A 19,664-nucleotide genomic window follows, 5' to 3' on the forward strand; every position below is an offset into this window, starting at 1 on the left:
ACACTACCTTTATTCCGCCGCCAACTCGCGCCGCGCTCTCACCGTGCTGCGATAGATCTTCGGCGCGCTGCCAGTGACGCGTTTGAAGGCATTGGAAAAAGCGCTGTCGGAGGAATAGCCGAGCCGGCGGGCGATGCTGGAGACGGCGATGTTGTCCTCGCGCAACGCCCGTTCGGCCAGCCGCATACGCCACTGCGTGAGATAGGCGAGCGGCGCCACACCGGCCACCGCCTTGAAATGCAGCGCAAAGCTGGTGCGCGACATGGCGGCGGCGGCAGCCAGTTCGCTGAGCTGCCAGGCGCGGCCGGGCTCGGCATGCATCAGCGTGAGCGCCGGCGCCAGCCGCCGGTCGCTGACGGCGCGCAGCCAGCCGGCGGCTAGCGGCTCGGAAGAAGTCAGGTGCGCGCGCAGGATCTGCAGGAACATCAACTGTGCCAGTTGCGCCGAGGCCAGGCCGGCGCCCGGCAGGTCCGCCACCCGCTCGCGCACCAGCTGGTCGAGTAGCCAGCGCAGCGTGCCGGCCTGCGGGGCGCGGACATGGATCAGCGGCGGCAACACATCGGCAAGCAAGCCGCCATTGATCGGGTCCAGCCTGATATGGCCGCCGATCTGGATGCAGTCCTCACCCTCTCCCAGCGTTGCGAACTTGCCCCCGCCGATGCTCGGCGGCGCGGCCTTGGCGGCGGCTTCGGCAAACAAGGCAACGGCATCGACCGGCTCGGCGTCGAGATCGCCTGCCAGCACGAAGGAAAGCGGCGCGCAGAGCAGGAACACATCGCCCTCGCCCACCCGCACCGGCGCCTCCGCGCCGTCGAGCAGCAGCCAGCAATCGCCCTTGACCAGAGCGAAGAATTTGAGCTTGTCGGGCCCGGGAAAGCGGATTGCCCACCGGCCGCCGGCGGTGAAGCCGCCGGAGAGCACCGGCTGGGCGTCAGTGAAGCGCAGGATATCGGAGAAAGGATCGTCGGACATTCTGAACGATCGCGCATGGAACACGGATTTACAAGCATTCTAAATCCGGAAAGGGCGACCTATCTCTGCTGCACAGCGTCAACTGGCCTCTGCTGGCGGCGATGATGCACAGATTCAAGCAGCGGAGGCATCTCCCTGCTCCACAAGGAGATTTCCGATGTCCACGCCCCAAGCTCCCATCAACTCCGGCTTCAGCGCTGCCTCGACGGCGCAGGAGGTGATTGCCGGCATCGACCTGTCCGGCAAGACCGCCATTGTCACCGGCGGCTATTCCGGCCTGGGCCGCGAAACCGCGCGTGTGCTGGCAGGCGCCGGCGCTCATGTGATCGTGCCGGCGCGGGATTCGGCCAGAGCTGCAGCCGCGCTCAGCGGGCTCGACGGCGTCGAGGTACAGGCGATGGACCTGCTCGAACCGGCCTCGATCGATGCCTTCGCGAAAAGCTTCCTCGACCGGAACCAGCCGCTGCACATTCTGGTCAACAGCGCCGGCATCATGGCCAATCCGCTGACGCGCGATGCACGCGGCTATGAATCACAATTCGCCACCAACCATCTCGGCCATTTCCAACTGGTGGCGCGGCTGAGGCCCGCCCTCGCCCGCGCCAAAGGCGCGCGCGTCGTGTCGGTGTCGTCCTGGGGTCACCGCTATTCGCCCGTCGTCTTCGATGACATCCAGTTCGAGCGCCGTGCCTACGATCCCTGGCAGGCCTACGGCCAATCAAAGACCGCCAACATCCTGTTTGCGCTGGCGCTGGACGAGCGCGGCAAGGGCGAAGGCATACGCGCCTTTTCGCTGCATCCGGGAAGCATTGTCGGCACCGGGCTGGAAAAGCATGTGCCGCGCGCCGCACTGGTCGATGCCGGCGTCCTCGACGCCGAGGGCAATCCGGTGCTCGATCCCTCGCGCAACCTGAAGACTGTGGCGCAAGGTGCCGCCACCAGCGTCTGGTGCGCGACCAGTCCGCACCTGGACGGCAAGGGCGGCGTCTATTGCGAAAACGTCGACATCGCGCCGGTGCGCCATGAAGATGGCGGCTTGCTGCCGATGCAGGCCGGGGTCCGGCTGACTGGCACGCTGGGCGTCATGCCCTATGCGATCGACGCGGAAACCGCCGAGCGTCTATGGAAGTTGAGCGAGCGGCTCCTATAGTTTCCTTCTGGTCCCAAAGGAGAACAGCAATGACCCTCAGCACACGCAAACTCGGCAGCCAAGGGCTGCAAGTGTCGGCGATCGGCCTCGGCTGCATGGGCATGAGCCAGTCCTACGGGCCGGCCGATGAGGCGGAATCGATCGCCACCTTGCACCGAGCCATCGAACTCGGCTGCACCTTCCTCGACACGGCCGAAGTCTACGGCGCCTATGCCAATGAGGAACTGCTCGGGCGGGCGTTGAAGGGCCGGCGCGACGCGGTGACGCTGGCAACCAAATTCGGCTTCCGCATCGAAAACGGCAGACAGGTCGGCACCGAGCGCGACAGCCGGCCCGAGCATATTCGCGAGGCGCTCGAAGGCTCGCTGAAGCGGCTCGGCACCGATCATGTCGACCTCTACTACCAGCATCGCGTCGATCCGGCGGTGCCGATGGAAGATGTCGCCGGCACGATCGGCCGGCTGGTCACTGAGGGCAAGGTGCGCTTCTTCGGCCTGTCGGAGGCAGGTGCTGCCAACATCGGCCGCGCGCACGCCGTGCATCCGGTGTCGGCGCTGCAGAGCGAATATTCGCTGTGGGAGCGCAATCTGGAGCCGGAGATCATCCCGCTGCTCAAACAGCTCGGCATCGGCCTGGTGCCGTTCGCGCCGCTCGGCCGCGGTTTCCTCACCGGCGACGTCAAACGCGCCGAGGCGTATCCCGAAGGCGATTTCCGGCGCGGCGACCCGCGTTACCAGGGCGCCAATTTCGACGCCAATGTCGCGGCAGCGACCGCGGTACAAGAGGTGGCCGCGACCAAAGGGGTAAAGCCCGCACAGATCGCGCTGGCCTGGGTGCTCGGCAAGAGCGATGGCTTCGGCGTCGACATCGTGCCGATCCCCGGCACCAAGCGGCGCAAGTATCTGGAGGAGAACGTCGCGGCGGCGGCGATCAAGCTCAACCCCGCCGAGATGCAGGCACTCGACGCGGCTCTTGCACCGGGAAAAGTCTCAGGCCCGCGCTATAATGAGCGGGTGATGACGACGATCGACAGGTAGAGCGGTCTTCCCTTCTTTCGCACCTGCGCGGCTCTTGATTGCCGGCGCGATCTTGGCATGATCGTCGCAATGATCCAGATCAGAGCCATGACCTCAATGGACGTGCCGTCGGTGTCGCGGCTGTTGGGTGAATCCTGGCGGCGCACCTATTCACCGATCATGGGACCCGAGACCACCGCGCGGCTCTCCGACGACAAGCATGCGCCCGAGCGGCTGGCGGCCGAATTGCTGGATGACAACAAGATGTCGTTCGTGGCCGAGCGGCCGGACGGTTTGATCGCAGGCTATGCGATGGCGGCGATGGACGATCGGGGTGACGTCCTGCTCGACCGGTTGCATATCGACAAGACCGAGTTCGGCAGCGGTCTCGCCACCGACCTACTGCACGCCGTGCTTGCCGCCCATGCCGGCATCCCCAGCATCGCGCTGGAAGTGATCGAAGGCAACGACCGGGCGATCTCCTTCTACCGCAAGCATGGTTTCGAGCTGGTCGAGCGCCGCCCTGCCGCGCACGGCGTCGCCGGCCACGCCTCAGTGATCATGCGCAGGCTGCTGTCGAGGGCTTAGAAGTGAATAGGAAAAAGTAAGGTGTCTGGACCCTACTGCCCTAACCCCTGCGCCGCCAACGCCCGCCCATCCTCATCCTCCGGCATATCGAGAATTTCGATCAGCCGGGCTACCTTCGTTCCCGGCAAGGGGCGGCCCTCGTTGACCAACGCCTCGTCGGCACTGAGCCAGGCGAAGGCCTCGCGCAGTTCTTCAAGGCTGGCGCCGGTCAGCGCGATGTCGGCAATGACCGCCTCGTCTACCGGCCCCAACACCGAAATGATGTCGTCGCGTGTCATGGTCACCTCCATGAAGGTGCCGGCCTGTCGTCGAGATGACGCCGGGATCCGGCATCCAGCCGGCGGATTGCGAGCTCGAAAACCGCCGACAGAGCAGAATCTGGGTCTTGTTTTCGACCAGACAAGGTGAACGCGCACGTTTTGCCGTCAGGCACCCGAATGCGGATCGATGCCGTAGACATGAACGGGATAGCCGGGACCGACGGCGTTGCGCACCCGGTCCATCCAGGCAAGGACTGCCGGAAAATCCGCCAGTGAGAACCCGCAATCTTCGGCCAGGTGGCTGTAGGCATAGACGGCGATGTCGGCGATGGTGAGGGCGTCGCCGACAAGGAACGGCGTGTCGGCCAGGCTGCGCTCCAGCGCGGCCAGCGTGCGGGCGCCGGCTTCGCGCTTGGCCTGGACCATCGCCTGGTTGCGCTCCAGCCTTCCCGTCAATGTCCAGAAACGCAGCGAGCCGATGACCGGCTCGACATGGTACTGTTCGAAGAACAGCCATTGCATGATCTTCGCGTTGACATAGCGGTCGGCCGGCAGCAACGGCGTGCCTTCGGCCAGATAGATGAGGATCGCATTCGATTCGGCGATCGCGCGGCCATCCTCCAACTCAAGCACCGGGACGGCGCCGGCCGGGTTGAGCTTCAAAAAGGCGTCGGTGTGGCTTTCGCCCTCGAAGATCGACACCATGCGGCTCTCATAGGGAATGTCGAGCAGCCCCAGGGCCACTCTTGCCTTCCAGCCGTTTTGCGATGGCAAATAATCATGAAGCGTAAGCATGGCTGTCCCTCTCGTGCGACGGGGCCGAATTTGCATGCCGCCGTGGCGGCCGCCACCCGATTCCTGTTGCCCCGCCTCAGGCGGAACTGCGCAGCATCAGCTCGGCATTGAGTAGAATGCGGCCGCTGTTGGGTTTCGGGGCCTGCGATTTTTCACCCAGCCGCTCCAGCAGAAGTTCGATCGCCAGCCGGCCGATCTCGTTGTAGTTCTGCGCCACCGTCGTGATCGGCGGGCAGGCATAGCGCGACAGCGGATGGTCGTCGTGCCCGGCGACCCTGAGGTCGCAATCCGCGCCATGACCAACCTTCAGACCGAGCTGATAGGCGGCGGCAAGCACGCCGAAGGCAACACGGTCGTTGGCGCAAAGCACGGTCTTCGTCGGCAAGCCTTGCCCCTTCAGGATGCGCAAAGCTTCATCGTAACCGAATTTCTCGAAATCCCACGACTGCGCGTCGGCGACAGGCGCGATGCTCGGCGTCATCTTCAATTGGTGCATGGCCTCGACATAAGCATCCTGCCGCGCCGAGGCGTTGTTGTTGACCAACGGCATGGCGAAGTAGCAGGGCGGCTCGCCGGATCTGCAGAGATAGTCGACGATCAGCCTGAAGCTCTGCCTGTTGTCGGTGCCGACGAATGACGAGGTCTCGTCAAGCGGCGAGTCGACATAGATCAGCGGGATGCTCGATCCGAGTTCGGCCAGGATCCGGTGGTGCGACTGCACGCCGAGCGGCGCGATGATGGCGCCGGCAATGTTCATCGACTTGAAGGTCTGGATCGCCTGGTCTTCCATTTCGGCACGTCCGTCGGACGACAGCACAAACGCCAAGAAGCCGGCTTCGTTGGCGATCCGCTCGATGCGGCGCGTCAGTGCCATGTAGAACGGATCGGTCGAATTCGGAATGATGACGCCCAAAATGTTGCTGCGGCGGCGGTTGAGATTGACGGCGAACATGCTCGGCCGGAAGTCGGATTTCTTCAGCGCCGCCTCGATTGTGCCGCGCGTGTTTTTCCGCACCGAGCTAGGGTCGTTGAAATATTTGGAAACCGTGGTGCGAGACAAGCCGACAAAGGCCGAGAAGTCCTCCATCGTCCTTATCGTCTTTGCCATCCATGGGCTCCCTGTTCGAACTGCCGTCGCCACTGTCTACTTGAGTCACCTTTTCGCGGAAAGGAGGAGGACCGTTCTTTCCGGGCGCATGAGCAAGCTTGCTGCTCCATGGGCGTGGCCGCACCGCCTTGATTTATGACTCCGCGGAAAACTGTACTTTCATCGTCGTTGGGTCGCCGCCGCCCTTGGCGAAAAACGGCAGCAGTTCGGCAAGCGGCAGTTGGTGGCTGACAAGCCGCGCCATCGTGCCATCGTCGTGTTTGAGAATATCGAGCGCCTGCGGAATGTTGCGGTTGAGCGAATGCGACCCCGCCAATCTGATCTGGCGGCGGAATATCTCGAACGGGGCGACCGATATCCTGGCATCGGGGGCGCAGACGCCGAAGATGAGCGCGGTGCCGCCATCGGCGGTGAAGCCGATCATGCCCTCGACCACCTTGGCGACGCCGGTGGCGTCGGCGACGAAATCGAAGCCCCGCGCCCGTGCCGAGAGAGCCTGCGATCCCGACACCAACGGTTCCAGCCCGAGCGCTTCAGCGAAAGCGAGGCGTTGTTCGCTAATGTCGGCGACGGCCACGCTGTTGACACCCTTGACCCTGAGCGAGAGGGCAAGCAACAAGCCGATCGGCCCGGCGCCGAAGACCAGCGCGTTGTTGGGCGCGTTCTTGCCGGCCTCGAGCCCAGCGGCACCGAGACCGTTGAGAACACAGGCGAGCGGTTCGGCAAGGGCTGCCGTGGCGAAACCGAGATCGCCGATCCCATGCAGATGGTCGACGGCAACCAGGCTGAATTCGGCAAAGCCGCCATCGGCGGTGACACCATAGGCTTTCAGGCTGACGCACAGATTGGTGAGGCCTTTGCTGCAGGCGGGACAATGCCCGCACGGAATGTTTGGATCGACGGCGACCCGGTCGCCGGGCCTGACGGTGGTGACATCGTCGGCGACCACTTCCACCGTGCCGGCATATTCATGACCGGGAACCAGCGGAAACGCCCCCTCCCCGTAGCGGCCATGCAGGACCTCGATGTCGGTGTGGCAAAGCCCGGCCGCGCGGACCCGTACCAGAACGTGCCCCGGCTTGATCTTTGGCAGGTCCAGCTCCGCCATGCCGGCAACGCCCGCGGCGGTAAATCGGATGGCCTTCATTTCAGTCCCCCTTGGCGATGCGGCTCGGAGAGCGCTTCAGCTCATCCAGTTGCCGCCATCGACGTTGTAGGTCTGCGCCAGAATGTAGTCGCTGTCGGACGAGGCCAGGAAGACGGCGAGCCCGGCAATATCCTCGGGCTGCGCAAAGCGGCCAATCGGGACCGACTTTGCGACAGCGGCCTTCTTCTCGCCGGGTTTCAGGCCTTCCCAGCGGGCGAAGTGGGCGTCGACGACATCCCAATGCTCGCCGTCGACGACGCCGGGCGCGATGGCGTTGACGTTGATGCCGTGCTTGACCAGCGCCAATGCCGCCGACTGCGTCGCCGAGATGATCGCTGCCTTGGAGGCGCAGTAAAGCGTCACCAGCGCCTCGCCGCGGCGGCCGGCCTGGCTCGCCATGTTGACGATCTTGCCGCCGCGGCCGCGCGCGATCATCACATTGGCCACCGCCTTCATCATGAACAGCGGCCCCTTGAGATTGATGGCGAACACCCGGTCGTAGCTCGCTTCGGTGATCTCGGTGATCGGCGCCATGTCGAAGATGGCTGCATTGTTGACCAGGATGTCGATACCGCCGAAATCGTGATCGACCTCGGCGACGATCCTGTCGATCGCTGCGAGGTCAGTGACGTCAAGCTTGATGGCGCTGGCCGAAGCACCGATCGCGGCGGCCGCCCGCGTCGCACGCTCGATGTCGATATCGGCAATCACCACGGTGGCGCCTTCGCGCGCATAGGCTTGCGCAAAACCGAGGCCAATGCCGCGCGCACCGCCGGTTATCAGGGCAATCTTGTTCTTCAATCTCATTTCAATTTTTTCCGCGTTTCTCGAAAAGATGTACCGCCAAATGGCGGCTTTCGTCGCCTGCAAGGAAAGCACGGACCCGCTGTGGACGGGTCCGTGCATCCTCCGGGCCTGCTGCAACGGGAGGTTTTTTAGGCCCGGATCACCAGGGACGGCACACGCACGGTCCCTGGCTTGAACGCGCCTATTTGATGTAGCCCGCCTCGGTCATCGTCTTCTCCACCGAGGCCTGGGCGCCGCTCAGCACATCATCGACCGACTGCTGGCCGGTGACCGCTGCGGCAATCGCCTGACCGACCTCGGTTCCGATGCCCTGGAACTCAGGAATGGCGACGAACTGGATGCCGGTATAGGGAACCGGGTCCTTGGTCTGTTTGGTCGGATCGGCGGATTCGATCGCCGAAAGCACCGTCGCGGCGAAGGGCGCGGCCTTCTGGTAGTCGGCACTGGCATAGGTGGACTTGCGCGTTCCAGGAGGTGCCGCAACCCAGCCTTCCGTCTCACCGACGCGCTGGACATAGGCTTTCGAAGTCGCCCATTTGACGAAGGACTTTGCTGTATCCGCCTTCTTGGTCGAGGTCGGGATGGCGAGGCTCCATGCCCAGCCCCAGGCCGAGCCGTTCGGCGTCACCGCCACCGGCGCCTTGGCGAAAGCGACCTTGTCGGCAACCTGGCTTTGCTTCGGATCATAGACGCGACCCGCCGCGGACGTGGCGTCGATCCACATGGCGCAATGGCCGGAGGCGAACAAGGTCTGGTTCTCGTTGAAACCGTTGGAGCTGATGCCCGGAGGTCCATCCTTCTTCATGGTGTCGACATACCAGCCGATCGCCTTCTTCCACTCAGGTGAATTGAGCTGCGGCTTCCAGTCCATGTCGAACCAGCGGCCGCCGAACGTGTTCACCAGCGTGCCGAGGAAGGCCATGTTCTCGCCCCAGCCCGGCTTGCCGCGCAAGCACAGACCATACTGTTCCTTCGACTTGTCGGTGAGCTTGTCGGCGAATTCCGTGATCTGGTCATAGGTCGGCTGCTCCGGCATCTTCAGGCCGGCGGCGTCGAACAGATCCTTGCGGTAGAGCGTGAACGAGCTTTCGGCATAGAACGGCACGGCGTAGAGGTTGCCGTCGACCGTCAGGCCACTGCGGACCGGCGCGATCAGATCGTCATAGTCGTAGTCGTCACCGAGATCGTTGAGCGGCGTGAGCCAGCCGCTCTTGCCCCAGATCGGCGTCTCATAGCCGCCGATGGTCAGCACGTCGAACTGTCCGCCCTTGGTGGCGATGTCGGTGGTGACCCGTTCGCGCAGCACGTTTTCTTCGAGCACCACCCAGTTGACCTTGTTGCCGGTCGCCTTCTCCCATTCGGGCGACAGCTTCTGCATGATGATCATGTCGCCATTGTTGACCGTCGCAACCGTAATCTCGTCGGACAGGGCGGCACCCGCCGCCATTGCCGAAGTAGCGACCGACAAGCCAAGAATTCCCATACGCTTACCAATTGGCATTTCGTCTCCTCCTTTACGAATGCGCATGTGTAAGTGAACATGCGTGTATATTTTATTGCGCTTGAAGACAGCCGAGTCAAGCTGCACAAGGCCTGATATTTGGCACCTCGCCAAAGCTCGGCGGATAGCGGATCGCCATATTGCGCTTTTGGAAAACCCCGCGCGTTGCAAACAAAGTGAACGCACGTGTAGTTTTTGTTGACTTCGCTCTCGGCGCGATTTACCTCGGCTATAACAGGGCGCTATCGTCGCACGCCGCCACGATCGACGTCCGGTCCCGCTGGGGAGAAGGAATTACAAGCATGAGCCTGTCCCGCCGAAGGGAGATCGCCGCCGAATCCGCGGGTCCGACGATTGCCGCCGGCGAAATCCTGGTCGAGATCATGGCCACCGAGCGGGGTCTTGGCTTCCTCGAACCGCAAACGCTGATCGGGCCTTACCCGAGCGGTGCGCCAGCAATCTTCATCGATCAGGTCGCACAACTGGGCGGCGGCGCCGGCATTATCGGCTGCATCGGGCGTGACGATTTCGGCACGCTCAATCTGGAGAGGCTGAAGCGCGACTGCGTCGACGTCTCTGCCGTCGATGTAAGCGACCGCTTCCCGACCGGATGCGCCTTCGTGCGCTACCGGCCCGATGGCGGCCGGGACTTCGTCTACAACATTGCCGAATCCGCCGCCGGGCAAATCCGCCTCACCGCCGCTGCACGTCTGCTGGCGGACAAAGCCGGCCATCTGCATGTCATGGGATCAACGCTGTCGGTGGCCGGACTGAGGGAGATCGTCACTTATGCCGTGCAAGCAGTGCACACCCGCGGCGGCTCGACTTCGTTCGACCCGAACATGCGCAAGGAACTGATCGACGGTGCCGACGGCGAGCAATTCGCAGCTCTGGTTGACGATGCCGATCTGCTGCTACCCTCCGGCGACGAATTGCTTGCCGCGGCAGGCGTCGATGACGAATGCCAGGCGGTGAAGGCGCTGATCGCCCGGGGCGTCGGCGAGATCGTTCTCAAGCGCGGCGCTGCCGGCTCCTCTTATTTCGGCAGCGACGGCAACAGGATCGACTGTCCCGGCTTCCTGGTCGAAGAAGTCGACCCGACCGGCGCCGGCGACTGCTTTAGCGCGACCTATCTGACCTGCCGGCGCAAGGGCATGGAGCCTGGCACGGCGCTGCTCTATGCCAATGCCGCCGGCGCCCGCAACGTCACCCGGCGTGGACCGATGGAAGGCGTTGCAGGCTTCGACGTGCTTGACCAATTCATCGCCGGCACGGCGAGGCGGACATGAACCCGCTTGCCGGCCTCGCCGCTGCCCGCCGAAACGGAACGCCCTACGGCATCACCTCGATCTGCTCGGCGCATCCGCTGGTGATCCAGACCGCAATACGGCGCGCCGCCGCCGACCGGGAGAAAAACCTGCTGATCGAGGCGACCTGCAACCAGGTCAACCAGTTCGGCGGCTATACCGGCATGACGCCGGAAATGTTCGTGGCCTTCGTGCTGGAGATCGCCGGCAAGGAAGGGCTGGACGCCTCGCGCATCCTCTTCGGCGGCGATCATCTGGGACCGAACCCGTGGCGCGCCGAGCCGGCGACGCAGGCGATGGACAAGGCCGAAACCATGGTCAGCGCCTATGTCAAAGCCGGCTTCAGCAAGATCCATCTCGACGCCTCGATGGGATGCGCCGGCGAGCCGGCGGCGCTCGATGACGAGATCATTGCCACACGCGCGGCGCGGCTGGCCCAAGCGGCCGAAACGGCGGCGAGAGCAATCGGTAGCGCGTTGCCGGTCTACATCATCGGCACAGAAGTTCCCGCCCCCGGAGGCGTCGATCACGCGATCAATGATCTGAAGCCAACCGAAGCGGCGGCGGCGCGGCGCACGATCGAGATTCATCGCGGCATCTTTGCCCGCGAAGGCCTGACGGATGCCTTTGCGCGTGTCCTCGCCGTCGTGGTGCAGCCCGGCGTGGAATTCGGCAGCCAGAACGTGGTCACCTACAATCCCGAAAAATCGAAAGGCCTGACCGGGCTGCTCGATGAGCAACCCTCGCTGGTCTACGAGGCGCATTCGACCGATTACCAGAGTCGCGCGGCACTGACAGCACTTGTCGCCAACGGCTTTCCCATCCTCAAGGTCGGCCCAGGCCTGACATTCGCCTTGCGCGAGGCACTTTACGGCCTCGACCTGATCGCCTCCGAAATGGTTGCCGACTATGGCGACAGATCGCTTGCCCGGACGATGGAGCGCGTGATGCTGGCCGCTCCTGGGCACTGGCACAGTCACTACCACGGCAGAGAAGCGGACCTCTATCTGCAGCGGCACTACAGCTACAGCGACCGCATCCGCTACTATTGGAGCAACCCCATTGCTGTTGCCGCCGTCGACCGGTTGCGCAGGGCACTGGACGGCGTCGCCATTCCTGAAACAATGATGCGGCAGTTTCTGCCGACGCTGCCGGCCGGGCTCGGACCGGCAGGCAATCCCGAAGCGATTTTTCGCGCGGCGGTCTGCCAGGCGCTGGCGGACTACGATGCAGCCTGCCGTGGCGGGTGAATCCTGCAACGGCTTTGTCAGCCGCCGCGCCCAATGCTAGAGCGAAGGGCATAACCCTTGGCAGCCCTTTGACATCAGCATGAAACCAGTCGTTTTGTTCGTCCTGCTGGCGGCTTCGCTGCCCGCCTCGCCCGCACGTGCTGACTGGAAGCCGGTCGAGAAAGTCGAAACCTATGCCATATCAGGGCAGAGCGGCCCCGAACTCTACGCCTCGATCGGCGAAGCGGGCCCGTTGCTGGGCAAAGGCCGTGTCATTGCGCATACCAATTTCAAGCTGACTTGGACCCGGGACTACAAGCCGCAAGGTGGTGCCTGCGTGCTCAAATCGGCGCGGCCGAAACTCATCATCACCTACACCTTGCCCAAGCCGGCCGCGGCGCTGCCGCCCGCGGTGCAGAAGAGCTGGGAGATTTTCGCTGCCGGGCTTGCCGCCCATGAAAAGGTGCATGGGGCAGCCATCGTCGAGATGGTGCACAAGATCGAAGCGATAAGCGTGGGCCTGACCGTCGCCGACGACCCCGCCTGCAGCAAGATCAGGACCGAGCTGACCCGGCAGCTCGCCGAAATCTCGCTGGCGCAGCGGCAGGCCAGCCGCGACTTCGACAAGGTCGAATTCGGTCCCGGCGGCAATCTGCGGCAGCTGGTCTTCAATCTGATGACCGGGAAATAGAGCCCGATCGCGAACCGATTCAGGATGGCGCTCTATCTCTCTGTTTGACCACGATCTTTCGCGATCTGGCGATCACGCCTTGACCTGCTTTGATCAGATCGCGCGGATGATTCCGCCGTCGATGCGGATGTTCTGGCCGGTGATGTAGCCGGCGCCTTCGGAAGCCAGGAAGGCGATGGTCGCGGCGACCTCCTCCGAAGTGCCGTAACGCTGCATCGGCACGCTGTCACGGCGCTCCTCGGTGGCCGGCAGGCTGTCGATCCAGCCGGGCAGCACATTGTTCATGCGCACATTGTCGGCGGCATAAGTGTTGGCGAAGATCTTGGTGTAGGCGGCGAGGCCGGCGCGGAACACGGCCGAGGTCGGGAACATCGGGCTCGGCTCGACCACCCATGCCGTCGAGATGTTGATGATGGCGCCGGCTTTCTGCTTGACCATCTGCGGCGCCACGATGCGCACCGGCCGTATGACGTTCATCAGATAGACGTCGAGCCCGGTGTGCCATTGCTCGTCCGATATCTCGAGGATCGGCGCACGCGGCCCATGGCCGCCGCTGTTGACCAGCACGTCGATGCGGCCGTAGCGCTCGAGCGTGAGGTCGACAAGCCGCTGCAGATCGTCATTCGACTGGTTGGAGCCGGTGACGCCGAGGCCGCCAAGCTCCTTGGCCAGCGCCTCGCCCTTGCCGGAGGACGACAGGATCGCAACCTTGAAGCCGTCCGTCGCCAGGCGCTTTGCCGCCGCCGCCCCCATGCCGCTGCCGCCGGCAACGACGACTGCTACTTTTTCTACACTCATCTTTTCTCTCCTCGAGGGTTTTGCGGCACATGTCTTGCGCTTTCAAAGGATGATATAGCTGGTTTTCGCCGCTGGTTCGAACCAGAAAGCCTGAAATCAAGCTGTAGAAAAACTCCTGTATGCCCGAAGCCTTCCTGAGCCTGCCGCCGTTGAATGCGCTGCGCGCCTTCGAAGCCGCCGCGCGCCACCTCAACTTCCGCATCGCCGCGCAGGAGCTGAACGTGACGCAAGGGGCGGTAGCGCAGCACATACGCGGTCTGGAAGCCGATCTCGGCGCAAAACTGTTCGACCGGCTACCGCGCGGACTGGCGCTGACCGATGAGGGCCGCGCCTATGCGCCGAACATCCGCCGCGCCTTCGACCTGATCTCGGAGGCCACCTTGCTGCTGCGCCCCGAACCGGCACGGCTGACGATCAGCGTCACGCCGAGCTTTGCCACCAAATGGCTGATCCCGAAACTGCCGGAGTTCGTCGCGCACAACCCGCTGGTCGACCTGCGCATCCTGGCCAGCGAAAGCCTGTCGAGTTTTCAGGCCGATGGCGTCGACATTGCGGTCAGGCAAGGCCGCCCGCCCTTCGGCCCCGGCCTGATGGTGGACTTGCTGTTCCCGCAGCAGATCGTCGCCGTCTGCAGCCCATCCCTGCTGCCGACTGCCGCGAACGAGATCGCGCCGACGGATATCCGGCATCATGTCTTGCTGCACGACGCGCACAATCTGTGGCCGGAATTCATGGAGAAGGCGCTCGGCGTGAGGATGGCCACCGAGGCCAAACGCATGCGCTTCAACCAGACCAGCCTGGCCATCGACGCCGCCATTGCCGGCCAGGGCATCGCGCTGGCCAGCCGCTTTCTCGTCGCCGCCGACATCGCTGCCGGCCGGCTGGTGCAGCCGCTGCGTGCAGAGATGCGCGGCACGCAGGATTTCTATGTCGTGGTGCCCCGCAAGCAGCGCCATCCCGAGCCGACGCAAGCGGTGCGGCAATGGCTGCTGGATGAAGGGGCGGAGAAGGATAGTTGATCTCCCCCCTTGCGGGGGAAATGTCCGGCAGGACAGAGGGGGGTGTGAAGGAACGCCGGCGTTCTAGCTTACCGCCCCAGCCTCAGCGTGACCGATAGTTTGACAGGTCGGAGGGACAGCACCCCCCTCTGCCCTGCCGGGCATCTCCCCCGCAAGGGGGGAGATTGGCAGTTTCGCCAACAACGCTTCATCAACCCCGCCGTGCAATATCAGCCGCCACCGCCTTCGCCTCTCGACCAATTTCTCTGAGCAGTCCGGTCACCGGGTTGTAGAAGCCGACGAGATAGAGGCCGAGTTGCGAGGCGCGAGCATTGACGCCGCTACGCTCCGGTTGCAGCTCCGCCGGAACGAATTTCTCGTAGCCCGGTCGGTAGCCGGTGGCGAGGATCACGGCCTCGAACGCTTGTTGCCTGCCGTCGGTGAACGTGGCGCCGTGCTCGGTGAAGCGCGCTATATCGGGCGCGATCTGGATGGCGCCTTTGGTGATCGCGTCCACCGTGCCGACATCGATGACCGGGATGCGGCCGATCTCGTCGATCTGCTGCAGGATGCCCTGTTTCGGTCGCACGATGCCGTATTTGTCGAGCTTGCCCAGGGCGAAATCGAGAATGATCGGGAACATCCAGTCGTTCAGCGCCTGCGGCATTGGCCGGCTGGCGATGCCGACCATCTGGATCGGCACGCCGAACAGCTGGCGCGGCACGATATGGACGCCCTTGCGCACCGAAATGGTAGGCTTGGCGCCGCTTTCGGCGAGGTCGAGCGCGATCTCGGCGCCGGTGTTGCCCATGCCGACGATCAGCACCGAGCGGCCGACAAAGGGCGCGGCTTGCGTATAGTCGGCGCTGTGCAGGACCTCGCCCTTGAAGTCCTCGATGGCGGCGAGCCTGGGAACGATCGGCTCGGCATTGTTGCCGCTGGCGATGACGACATGGCGTGCCTTGAGGTTCTCCGATCCGGTCTCGACCAGAAACCCGCCGTCGTCACGGCGAATGGCTTTCACCGTCACGCCGAAGCGCGGGCGCAGATCGAATTTTTGCGCGTAATCGTCGAGGTAACGAACCACCAGTTCGCGCGGCACGTAGCGCGGATAGTCCCGAGGAAATGGCTGGAACGGCAGCGAGGAGAACGACTTGACCGTATGCAGATGCAGCCGCCGATAGTGCCGCCGCCAGGCGGGCGCCACCTCCCGGGTTTTTTCGAGGATGACAAAATCCACCCTGCCCGCTTCAAGCAGGCGCCGACCGCTAGGCCGGCGGGGCCGGCACCGACAATGACAACAGTCGTGTCCAAGCGATTCTCCTCCCGCCGGGCTGACTGAGCTATGCGCGGAGGCACAGGCGGGACAAGTCACCCGTTGCGCAGCATCCCGGCCTTGGCCAGCGTCTCCATGCCATCACAGAGATGTTTCTTCAGCACACGCACGGCTTCCGCCGCGTCGCGCTTGCGGCAGGCGGCGAGCAGTTCGCGGTGTTCGGCCTGCGAGACGCCGCGATAGTCGAGGCTGGACAGGAGCATGCGGACATAACGGTCGGCGGCATTGTGGTGCGCTTCGATCAGGCCGAGCAGCCGGGCGTTGCCGCAGGCGCTGTAGAGCGCCAAGTGGAAGGTCCGGTTCAGCACACCCCAACGGGCGACATCGGGCTCGGCGTCGATGCGGGCGAGCACCTGCGCTGCCTCGTCGAGCTTTTCACTGCCAAGCGTTGGGATAGACAGGTTGAGCGCCTGGCTTTCGAGCAGGTCGCGCAACGCAAAGATCTCCCTGATCTCGGTGGCGTCCATACGGGCGACATGCGCGCCTTTGGTCGGGTGGATCTGGACGATGCCTTCGGCCTCGAGCTGGCGCAGCGCATCGCGGATCGGCATGCGGCTGAAGCCGAAGCGCAGCGCAAGCTCGTCCTGACGCAGCGCCGTGCCGTCCGCCAGGCTGCCGTCGGCGATCGCCTCGCGCAGCACATTGGCGACCTGTTCGGCCACCGTCTGCGGCCGCTGCATTTCGGCAAATCCACTCATACGATCCCCCTCCTGCCAGCTGCTTCAGCGGCTCCTGCCGCCAACGTCATGGGCGCTGCCCTTCCTCCGCCTGCCGGCGCTAGACGTTCGAAAGCCAGGCGATTGGCTCTTCATCCGTACGCGTACACTCCCAGATTGTGACGGAGAGAAGGCCAAAGCTCCTGCCCCGGCGCTCGCTCCCCAGTTCTTCACGGGAAAGGTAAACGGCAGCGCCGACGACAACGGCCCACTTTACACAACAAACATGAGCTTGCGCGAATATATGCGTCTCGTATACTGGTATACGAGATGCATAGGGAGGAGATCGTGGCGCAAACCGCTTCCGCCACCGGGGTCGACGCGATCGTCATCGGCGGCGGCATCGCCGGATGCACGCTGGCCTGGGAACTGGCGTCCAAAGGCGTCAAGACGGTTATCCTGGAGCAGACCCTGATCGCCGCCGAATCCTCGGGGCGCAACACCGGCACGCTGCTCAGCGGGCCGCAGCCGGAGGTGGTCGAAATGCTCGATGCCTGCGCCGCGATCTATGAGGAGCTTGCCGCCGGCCCGGTGCCGTTCGAGTTCGCCAGGATCGGCCATCTCTTGATTTCGGAAGACGAGCAGAGCTTCGAGGCGGCGGCCGAGATCGCCGGGCGCTACCGCGCCGCCGGGGTCACGATGGACAGGATCAGCGGCGCGGAACTTGCGCGCGACCACAAGCGCATCGGCTTCAACGTCGCCGGCGGCTACCATGTCGGCCGCGCCTGGACGCTGGAGCCGATGGGCGCGACGCATGCCTTCGCACACGCCGCGCGCGAGGCGGGCGCCAAAATCCGCACCGGCCTGCGCGTCGCGCAGATCGTTTCGCGCAGCGGCAAGGTCGAGGGCGTGCTGACCGACCAGGGCATCATCCCCGCCGATCTCGTCTTCATCGCCAATGGCCTGTGGATGTCCGACCTGCTCAGGCGGACCGTCAGCGATGGACCGTTGCCCAGCCTGCCCTTCACCGCCGGCCGCGGCTGGCTGATCCAGCTCGGCAAGCTCGATTTCGAGTTGCCGTGGATCGTCGAGGAACTGACATGGCCGGACCAGGAGGAACTGGGGCGGCGCATGAGCCTGTCGGGCCTCGCCGATGTCGCGGCGCAGCGCGACGATCAGCCAGCGGTGGAGGCGATCTGCCTCAACCCGATGCGCGGCGGCGACGCCAGGCTCGGCGCCTCGCTGCAGCCGGCCTTTCGCGATCTGGTGCGAAACACCGACATGGCAGCCCGCATCGCGGCGCGCACGCTGCGCATGCTGCCCGGCCTCGGCTCGCCCAGGGTGACCAATGTCTATCCCGGCAACCGCCCGATGCTGTCGGACGGGTTGCCCGTCGCCGGCCGCACCGCGATCGAGGGGCTGTACGTCCATGGTGGCATGGGCTCGATCGGCATGCATGCCGCCCCCGCCACCGCGCGCTGGCTGGCCGACGCTGTGCTTTCGGGCGACGGCAATCCGCGGCAGACATGGCTCAGGCCACAGCGATTTGCGGGATGGGAAGAATAAGTCTGGGCGACGTCGTGTCGATGTAGTCCATCGCGAGAGGAAGCAAGCGTCGCGCGCTAGCCGATATGCTCGGCACGCAGCTTCTTCTTCATCTGTTGCAGCGTCGCCTCGCCGCCGGCTGCCAGTTCGTCGGCGATCCTGGCCAATTCGTCATCGGCTTTGCGGTATTTGCTGCCCCAGGTGCCGAGCGTTGCCAGCACTGGCAACAGGTCGATGCCGGCCTCGGTCAGCCGGTAGATCGCCTTGAGCTTGTGTGTGGGGTCGTCGCTTCTGGTGACGATGCCCTCATCCTGCAAAGTCTGCAGCCGCTCGGCCAGCGTGCGCGACGAGATGCCTTCGCCTGACAGCAGGAACTCCCTGAAGTGCTTTTTTCCCGCGAAAATCATGTCGCGGATGATCAGCAGCGTCCAGCGATCACCCAGCAATTCGAGCGACAGGCTGATGGGGCAGCCAGATCTTTCCCTGGTCGACATTTCTATGGTTCCATTTTTAAATCACTTTACTATTGACATCATTTTCTCCTTGCGTCAATGGTTTCAAAAGTAAAGCATTTTCAAGCCACTCAGATCGAGCGAGGAGAACGACGATGAAAAAGCTGATCCTGCAAATGCAGATGTCGGTCGACGGGTTTGCCGGCGCGGCCGGCGACGAGCACTGGCAGCTCTGGGAATGGGGCGGCAATTGCCCGTGGGACGACGAATTGAAGCAGGATTTCAACGCGGTGTTCGCCGGCATCGACACCATCCTGCTCAGCCGCAAGATGGCCGAGGAAGGTTACCTCAGCCATTGGGGCAATGCGGCGAAAAACTATCCGCGCGATCCCTTCTATGCCTTTGCGCAGCGCATCGTCGACGCGCGTAAGGTGGTGCTGACCGACAAGCTCGCGGCTTCGCGGTGGGAGCGCACCTTGCTCGCCAGCGGCGACCTGCCGCGCGAGGTCAAGGCGTTGAAAGCTGAAGGCGGCGGCGACATGGCGGTGTTCGGCGGCGCCGGCTTTGCCTCGGCGTTGATTGCGGCGGGGTTGGTCGATGAATTCCAGCTGTTCATCAATCCGGCGGCGCTCGGCGACGGCGAGCGGATTTTCGACCAGGGCGGTTTCCGGCAACTGCGCCTGCTGGGCTCGAAAGCCTATGCCTGCGGCATGGTGGTGAACCGCTACGCCCCGGCTTGATCTGGAGCGGTTCAATGATTGAATCGGCGAACCGCTGCAACGCTTTGTTTTTACGAGGATTGTGGGGCGAAAACGGCTGGCCTAGAAATTGATCTCGACCGAAGCGGCACTGCGCTTTGCCGGCCCGTGAAACACCGCCTCGATGTTGTTGCCGTCGGGGTCAAGCAGGAAGGCCGCATAGTAGCCGGGATGGTAGGGCCGCTCGCCCGGCGCGCCGTTGTCGGTGCCGCCGGCATCAAGGCCGGCCGTGTAAAAGGCATCGACCATGGCGTTGTCCCTGGCCTGGAAGGCCAGATGATGGCGCCCGGTCAGTTGCCCCCTCGCCGCCCGGCTATCGAGGCTGGAGATGAACAGCTCGTCCGCCCAGAAATAGTCCTCGGCCTCGCCACCGATCGGAATGCCGAGCACCTTGAAAACGGCTTCGTAGAAGCGCCGGCTGGCCTTGAGGTCCCTGACCACCAGCTGGACGTGGTCGATGAGGCGGCCGCGATGCAGCTCCATGAGCGATCTCTCCCGTTTACGAGATCACAAACCTAGTGCCGCAGAATGGCTCGTCAATTCGGCTGTG

21 protein-coding genes are annotated in these 19,664 nt (G+C 64.0%); 9 read left to right on the plus strand and 12 right to left on the minus strand.

Annotation, left to right across the window (positions count from 1 at the left end; genetic code table 11):
* Positions 1 to 9: 9 nt before the first annotated feature.
* Complete coding sequence (locus AC1D1B_RS06905; RefSeq protein WP_477330591.1) at positions 10 to 972, minus strand: AraC family transcriptional regulator; 963 nt, start codon at positions 970 to 972, stop codon at positions 10 to 12.
* Positions 973 to 1,129: 157 nt separating this feature from the next.
* On the opposite strand from AC1D1B_RS06905, the gene AC1D1B_RS06910 reads away from it, so the two are divergent.
* The 3 genes from AC1D1B_RS06910 to AC1D1B_RS06920 all read left to right on the plus strand — a co-directional run bounded on the left by AC1D1B_RS06910 (position 1,130) and on the right by AC1D1B_RS06920 (position 3,726).
* Entirely contained in the window at positions 1,130 to 2,122 is a 993-nt protein-coding gene (locus tag AC1D1B_RS06910; RefSeq protein WP_477330593.1) for an oxidoreductase, read from the plus strand.
* 29 nt (positions 2,123 to 2,151) lie between these two features.
* A complete protein-coding gene (locus AC1D1B_RS06915) occupies positions 2,152 to 3,159 on the plus strand; it encodes an aldo/keto reductase (RefSeq protein WP_477330595.1) in 1,008 nt (335 codons plus the stop codon).
* Between the two features lie 69 nt (positions 3,160 to 3,228).
* Entirely contained in the window at positions 3,229 to 3,726 is a 498-nt protein-coding gene (locus AC1D1B_RS06920; RefSeq protein ID WP_477330596.1) for an N-acetyltransferase family protein, read from the plus strand.
* Between the two features lie 32 nt (positions 3,727 to 3,758).
* Here the strand turns inward: AC1D1B_RS06920 and AC1D1B_RS06925 are convergent, their stop codons facing one another.
* The 6 genes from AC1D1B_RS06925 to AC1D1B_RS06950 form a co-directional block, all read right to left on the minus strand.
* The gene (locus AC1D1B_RS06925; protein WP_477330597.1) at positions 3,759 to 4,004 is read right to left on the minus strand and encodes a hypothetical protein; all 246 of its coding nucleotides are present in this window, start codon (positions 4,002 to 4,004) and stop codon (positions 3,759 to 3,761) included.
* A 147-nt stretch (positions 4,005 to 4,151) separates the two neighbouring features.
* Entirely contained in the window at positions 4,152 to 4,781 is a 630-nt protein-coding gene (locus AC1D1B_RS06930; RefSeq protein WP_477330599.1) for a glutathione S-transferase family protein, read from the minus strand.
* Positions 4,782 to 4,857: 76 nt separating this feature from the next.
* Positions 4,858 to 5,868 carry a LacI family DNA-binding transcriptional regulator gene (locus AC1D1B_RS06935; RefSeq protein ID WP_477332081.1) on the minus strand — a complete coding sequence of 337 codons (1,011 nt, stop codon included), beginning with the start codon at positions 5,866 to 5,868 and terminating at the stop codon, positions 4,858 to 4,860.
* A 154-nt stretch (positions 5,869 to 6,022) separates the two neighbouring features.
* Positions 6,023 to 7,036: a zinc-dependent alcohol dehydrogenase family protein gene (locus AC1D1B_RS06940; RefSeq protein ID WP_477330601.1), complete on the minus strand. Its 1,014-nt coding sequence runs from the start codon at positions 7,034 to 7,036 to the stop codon at positions 6,023 to 6,025.
* A 36-nt stretch (positions 7,037 to 7,072) separates the two neighbouring features.
* On the minus strand, positions 7,073 to 7,843 hold the full coding sequence (locus AC1D1B_RS06945; RefSeq protein WP_477330602.1) for an L-iditol 2-dehydrogenase: 771 nt from the start codon (positions 7,841 to 7,843) through the stop codon (positions 7,073 to 7,075).
* 181 nt (positions 7,844 to 8,024) lie between these two features.
* A complete protein-coding gene (locus AC1D1B_RS06950; protein ID WP_477330604.1) occupies positions 8,025 to 9,344 on the minus strand; it encodes an ABC transporter substrate-binding protein in 1,320 nt (439 codons plus the stop codon).
* A gap of 302 nt (positions 9,345 to 9,646) precedes the next feature.
* Here AC1D1B_RS06950 and AC1D1B_RS06955 point away from each other — a divergent pair, with 302 nt between their 5' ends.
* The 3 genes from AC1D1B_RS06955 to AC1D1B_RS06965 all read left to right on the plus strand — a co-directional run bounded on the left by AC1D1B_RS06955 (position 9,647) and on the right by AC1D1B_RS06965 (position 12,571).
* Positions 9,647 to 10,633, plus strand: a complete 987-nt coding sequence (locus tag AC1D1B_RS06955; RefSeq protein ID WP_477330606.1) for a tagatose kinase — start codon at positions 9,647 to 9,649, stop codon at positions 10,631 to 10,633.
* Positions 10,630 to 11,901 carry a D-tagatose-bisphosphate aldolase, class II, non-catalytic subunit gene (locus tag AC1D1B_RS06960; RefSeq protein WP_477330608.1) on the plus strand — a complete coding sequence of 424 codons (1,272 nt, stop codon included), beginning with the start codon at positions 10,630 to 10,632 and terminating at the stop codon, positions 11,899 to 11,901. Before AC1D1B_RS06955 ends, AC1D1B_RS06960 begins: the two co-directional genes overlap by 4 nt.
* Before the next feature lie 79 nt (positions 11,902 to 11,980).
* Entirely contained in the window at positions 11,981 to 12,571 is a 591-nt protein-coding gene (locus tag AC1D1B_RS06965) for a DUF922 domain-containing Zn-dependent protease (RefSeq protein WP_477330610.1), read from the plus strand.
* A 93-nt stretch (positions 12,572 to 12,664) separates the two neighbouring features.
* Here the strand turns inward: AC1D1B_RS06965 and AC1D1B_RS06970 are convergent, their stop codons facing one another.
* Entirely contained in the window at positions 12,665 to 13,369 is a 705-nt protein-coding gene (locus tag AC1D1B_RS06970) for an SDR family oxidoreductase (protein WP_477330612.1), read from the minus strand.
* Between the two features lie 119 nt (positions 13,370 to 13,488).
* Here AC1D1B_RS06970 and gcvA point away from each other — a divergent pair, with 119 nt between their 5' ends.
* The gene (gene gcvA / locus AC1D1B_RS06975; protein WP_477330614.1) at positions 13,489 to 14,388 is read left to right on the plus strand and encodes a transcriptional regulator GcvA; all 900 of its coding nucleotides are present in this window, start codon (positions 13,489 to 13,491) and stop codon (positions 14,386 to 14,388) included.
* Positions 14,389 to 14,578: 190 nt separating this feature from the next.
* Here gcvA and AC1D1B_RS06980 read toward each other — a convergent pair whose 3' ends face one another.
* Together AC1D1B_RS06980 and AC1D1B_RS06985 are read right to left on the minus strand one after the other, a co-directional pair.
* Positions 14,579 to 15,607: a flavin-containing monooxygenase gene (locus tag AC1D1B_RS06980; RefSeq protein ID WP_477330616.1), complete on the minus strand. Its 1,029-nt coding sequence runs from the start codon at positions 15,605 to 15,607 to the stop codon at positions 14,579 to 14,581.
* A 131-nt stretch (positions 15,608 to 15,738) separates the two neighbouring features.
* The gene (locus AC1D1B_RS06985; RefSeq protein WP_477330618.1) at positions 15,739 to 16,401 is read right to left on the minus strand and encodes a GntR family transcriptional regulator; all 663 of its coding nucleotides are present in this window, start codon (positions 16,399 to 16,401) and stop codon (positions 15,739 to 15,741) included.
* Positions 16,402 to 16,707: 306 nt separating this feature from the next.
* On the opposite strand from AC1D1B_RS06985, the gene AC1D1B_RS06990 reads away from it, so the two are divergent.
* Positions 16,708 to 17,925: an NAD(P)/FAD-dependent oxidoreductase gene (locus AC1D1B_RS06990; RefSeq protein ID WP_477330620.1), complete on the plus strand. Its 1,218-nt coding sequence runs from the start codon at positions 16,708 to 16,710 to the stop codon at positions 17,923 to 17,925.
* Positions 17,926 to 17,981: 56 nt separating this feature from the next.
* On the opposite strand, the gene AC1D1B_RS06995 is transcribed toward AC1D1B_RS06990, so the two are convergent.
* Positions 17,982 to 18,398 (minus strand): winged helix-turn-helix transcriptional regulator, encoded by a 417-nt coding sequence (locus tag AC1D1B_RS06995; protein ID WP_477330622.1) that lies wholly within the window; start codon positions 18,396 to 18,398, stop codon positions 17,982 to 17,984.
* 113 nt (positions 18,399 to 18,511) lie between these two features.
* Here AC1D1B_RS06995 and AC1D1B_RS07000 point away from each other — a divergent pair, with 113 nt between their 5' ends.
* Positions 18,512 to 19,096, plus strand: a complete 585-nt coding sequence (locus AC1D1B_RS07000; protein ID WP_477330624.1) for a dihydrofolate reductase family protein — start codon at positions 18,512 to 18,514, stop codon at positions 19,094 to 19,096.
* An 81-nt stretch (positions 19,097 to 19,177) separates the two neighbouring features.
* Here AC1D1B_RS07000 and AC1D1B_RS07005 read toward each other — a convergent pair whose 3' ends face one another.
* Complete coding sequence (locus tag AC1D1B_RS07005) at positions 19,178 to 19,597, minus strand: VOC family protein (RefSeq protein ID WP_477330626.1); 420 nt, start codon at positions 19,595 to 19,597, stop codon at positions 19,178 to 19,180.
* Between the last annotated feature and the right edge of the window lie 67 nt (positions 19,598 to 19,664).

Source organism: Mesorhizobium sp. P2_C5_2 (assembly GCF_056404535.1).

Bases quoted from the DNA above. Each gene is read 5' to 3' on its own strand.
- AC1D1B_RS06905 (WP_477330591.1), bottom strand. From the start codon at position 972: ATGTCCGACGATCCTTTCTCCGATATCCTGCGCTTCACTGACGCCCAG.
- AC1D1B_RS06910 (WP_477330593.1), top strand. From the start codon at position 1,130: ATGTCCACGCCCCAAGCTCCCATCAACTCCGGCTTCAGCGCTGCCTCG.
- AC1D1B_RS06915 (WP_477330595.1), top strand. From the start codon at position 2,152: ATGACCCTCAGCACACGCAAACTCGGCAGCCAAGGGCTGCAAGTGTCG.
- AC1D1B_RS06920 (WP_477330596.1), top strand. From the start codon at position 3,229: ATGATCCAGATCAGAGCCATGACCTCAATGGACGTGCCGTCGGTGTCG.
- AC1D1B_RS06925 (WP_477330597.1), bottom strand. From the start codon at position 4,004: ATGACACGCGACGACATCATTTCGGTGTTGGGGCCGGTAGACGAGGCG.
- AC1D1B_RS06930 (WP_477330599.1), bottom strand. From the start codon at position 4,781: ATGCTTACGCTTCATGATTATTTGCCATCGCAAAACGGCTGGAAGGCA.
- AC1D1B_RS06935 (WP_477332081.1), bottom strand. From the start codon at position 5,868: ATGGAGGACTTCTCGGCCTTTGTCGGCTTGTCTCGCACCACGGTTTCC.
- AC1D1B_RS06940 (WP_477330601.1), bottom strand. From the start codon at position 7,036: ATGAAGGCCATCCGATTTACCGCCGCGGGCGTTGCCGGCATGGCGGAG.
- AC1D1B_RS06945 (WP_477330602.1), bottom strand. From the start codon at position 7,843: ATGAGATTGAAGAACAAGATTGCCCTGATAACCGGCGGTGCGCGCGGC.
- AC1D1B_RS06950 (WP_477330604.1), bottom strand. From the start codon at position 9,344: ATGCCAATTGGTAAGCGTATGGGAATTCTTGGCTTGTCGGTCGCTACT.
- AC1D1B_RS06955 (WP_477330606.1), top strand. From the start codon at position 9,647: ATGAGCCTGTCCCGCCGAAGGGAGATCGCCGCCGAATCCGCGGGTCCG.
- AC1D1B_RS06960 (WP_477330608.1), top strand. From the start codon at position 10,630: ATGAACCCGCTTGCCGGCCTCGCCGCTGCCCGCCGAAACGGAACGCCC.
- AC1D1B_RS06965 (WP_477330610.1), top strand. From the start codon at position 11,981: ATGAAACCAGTCGTTTTGTTCGTCCTGCTGGCGGCTTCGCTGCCCGCC.
- AC1D1B_RS06970 (WP_477330612.1), bottom strand. From the start codon at position 13,369: ATGAGTGTAGAAAAAGTAGCAGTCGTCGTTGCCGGCGGCAGCGGCATG.
- gcvA (WP_477330614.1), top strand. From the start codon at position 13,489: ATGCCCGAAGCCTTCCTGAGCCTGCCGCCGTTGAATGCGCTGCGCGCC.
- AC1D1B_RS06985 (WP_477330618.1), bottom strand. From the start codon at position 16,401: ATGAGTGGATTTGCCGAAATGCAGCGGCCGCAGACGGTGGCCGAACAG.
- AC1D1B_RS06995 (WP_477330622.1), bottom strand. From the start codon at position 18,398: ATGTCGACCAGGGAAAGATCTGGCTGCCCCATCAGCCTGTCGCTCGAA.
- AC1D1B_RS07000 (WP_477330624.1), top strand. From the start codon at position 18,512: ATGAAAAAGCTGATCCTGCAAATGCAGATGTCGGTCGACGGGTTTGCC.
- AC1D1B_RS07005 (WP_477330626.1), bottom strand. From the start codon at position 19,597: ATGGAGCTGCATCGCGGCCGCCTCATCGACCACGTCCAGCTGGTGGTC.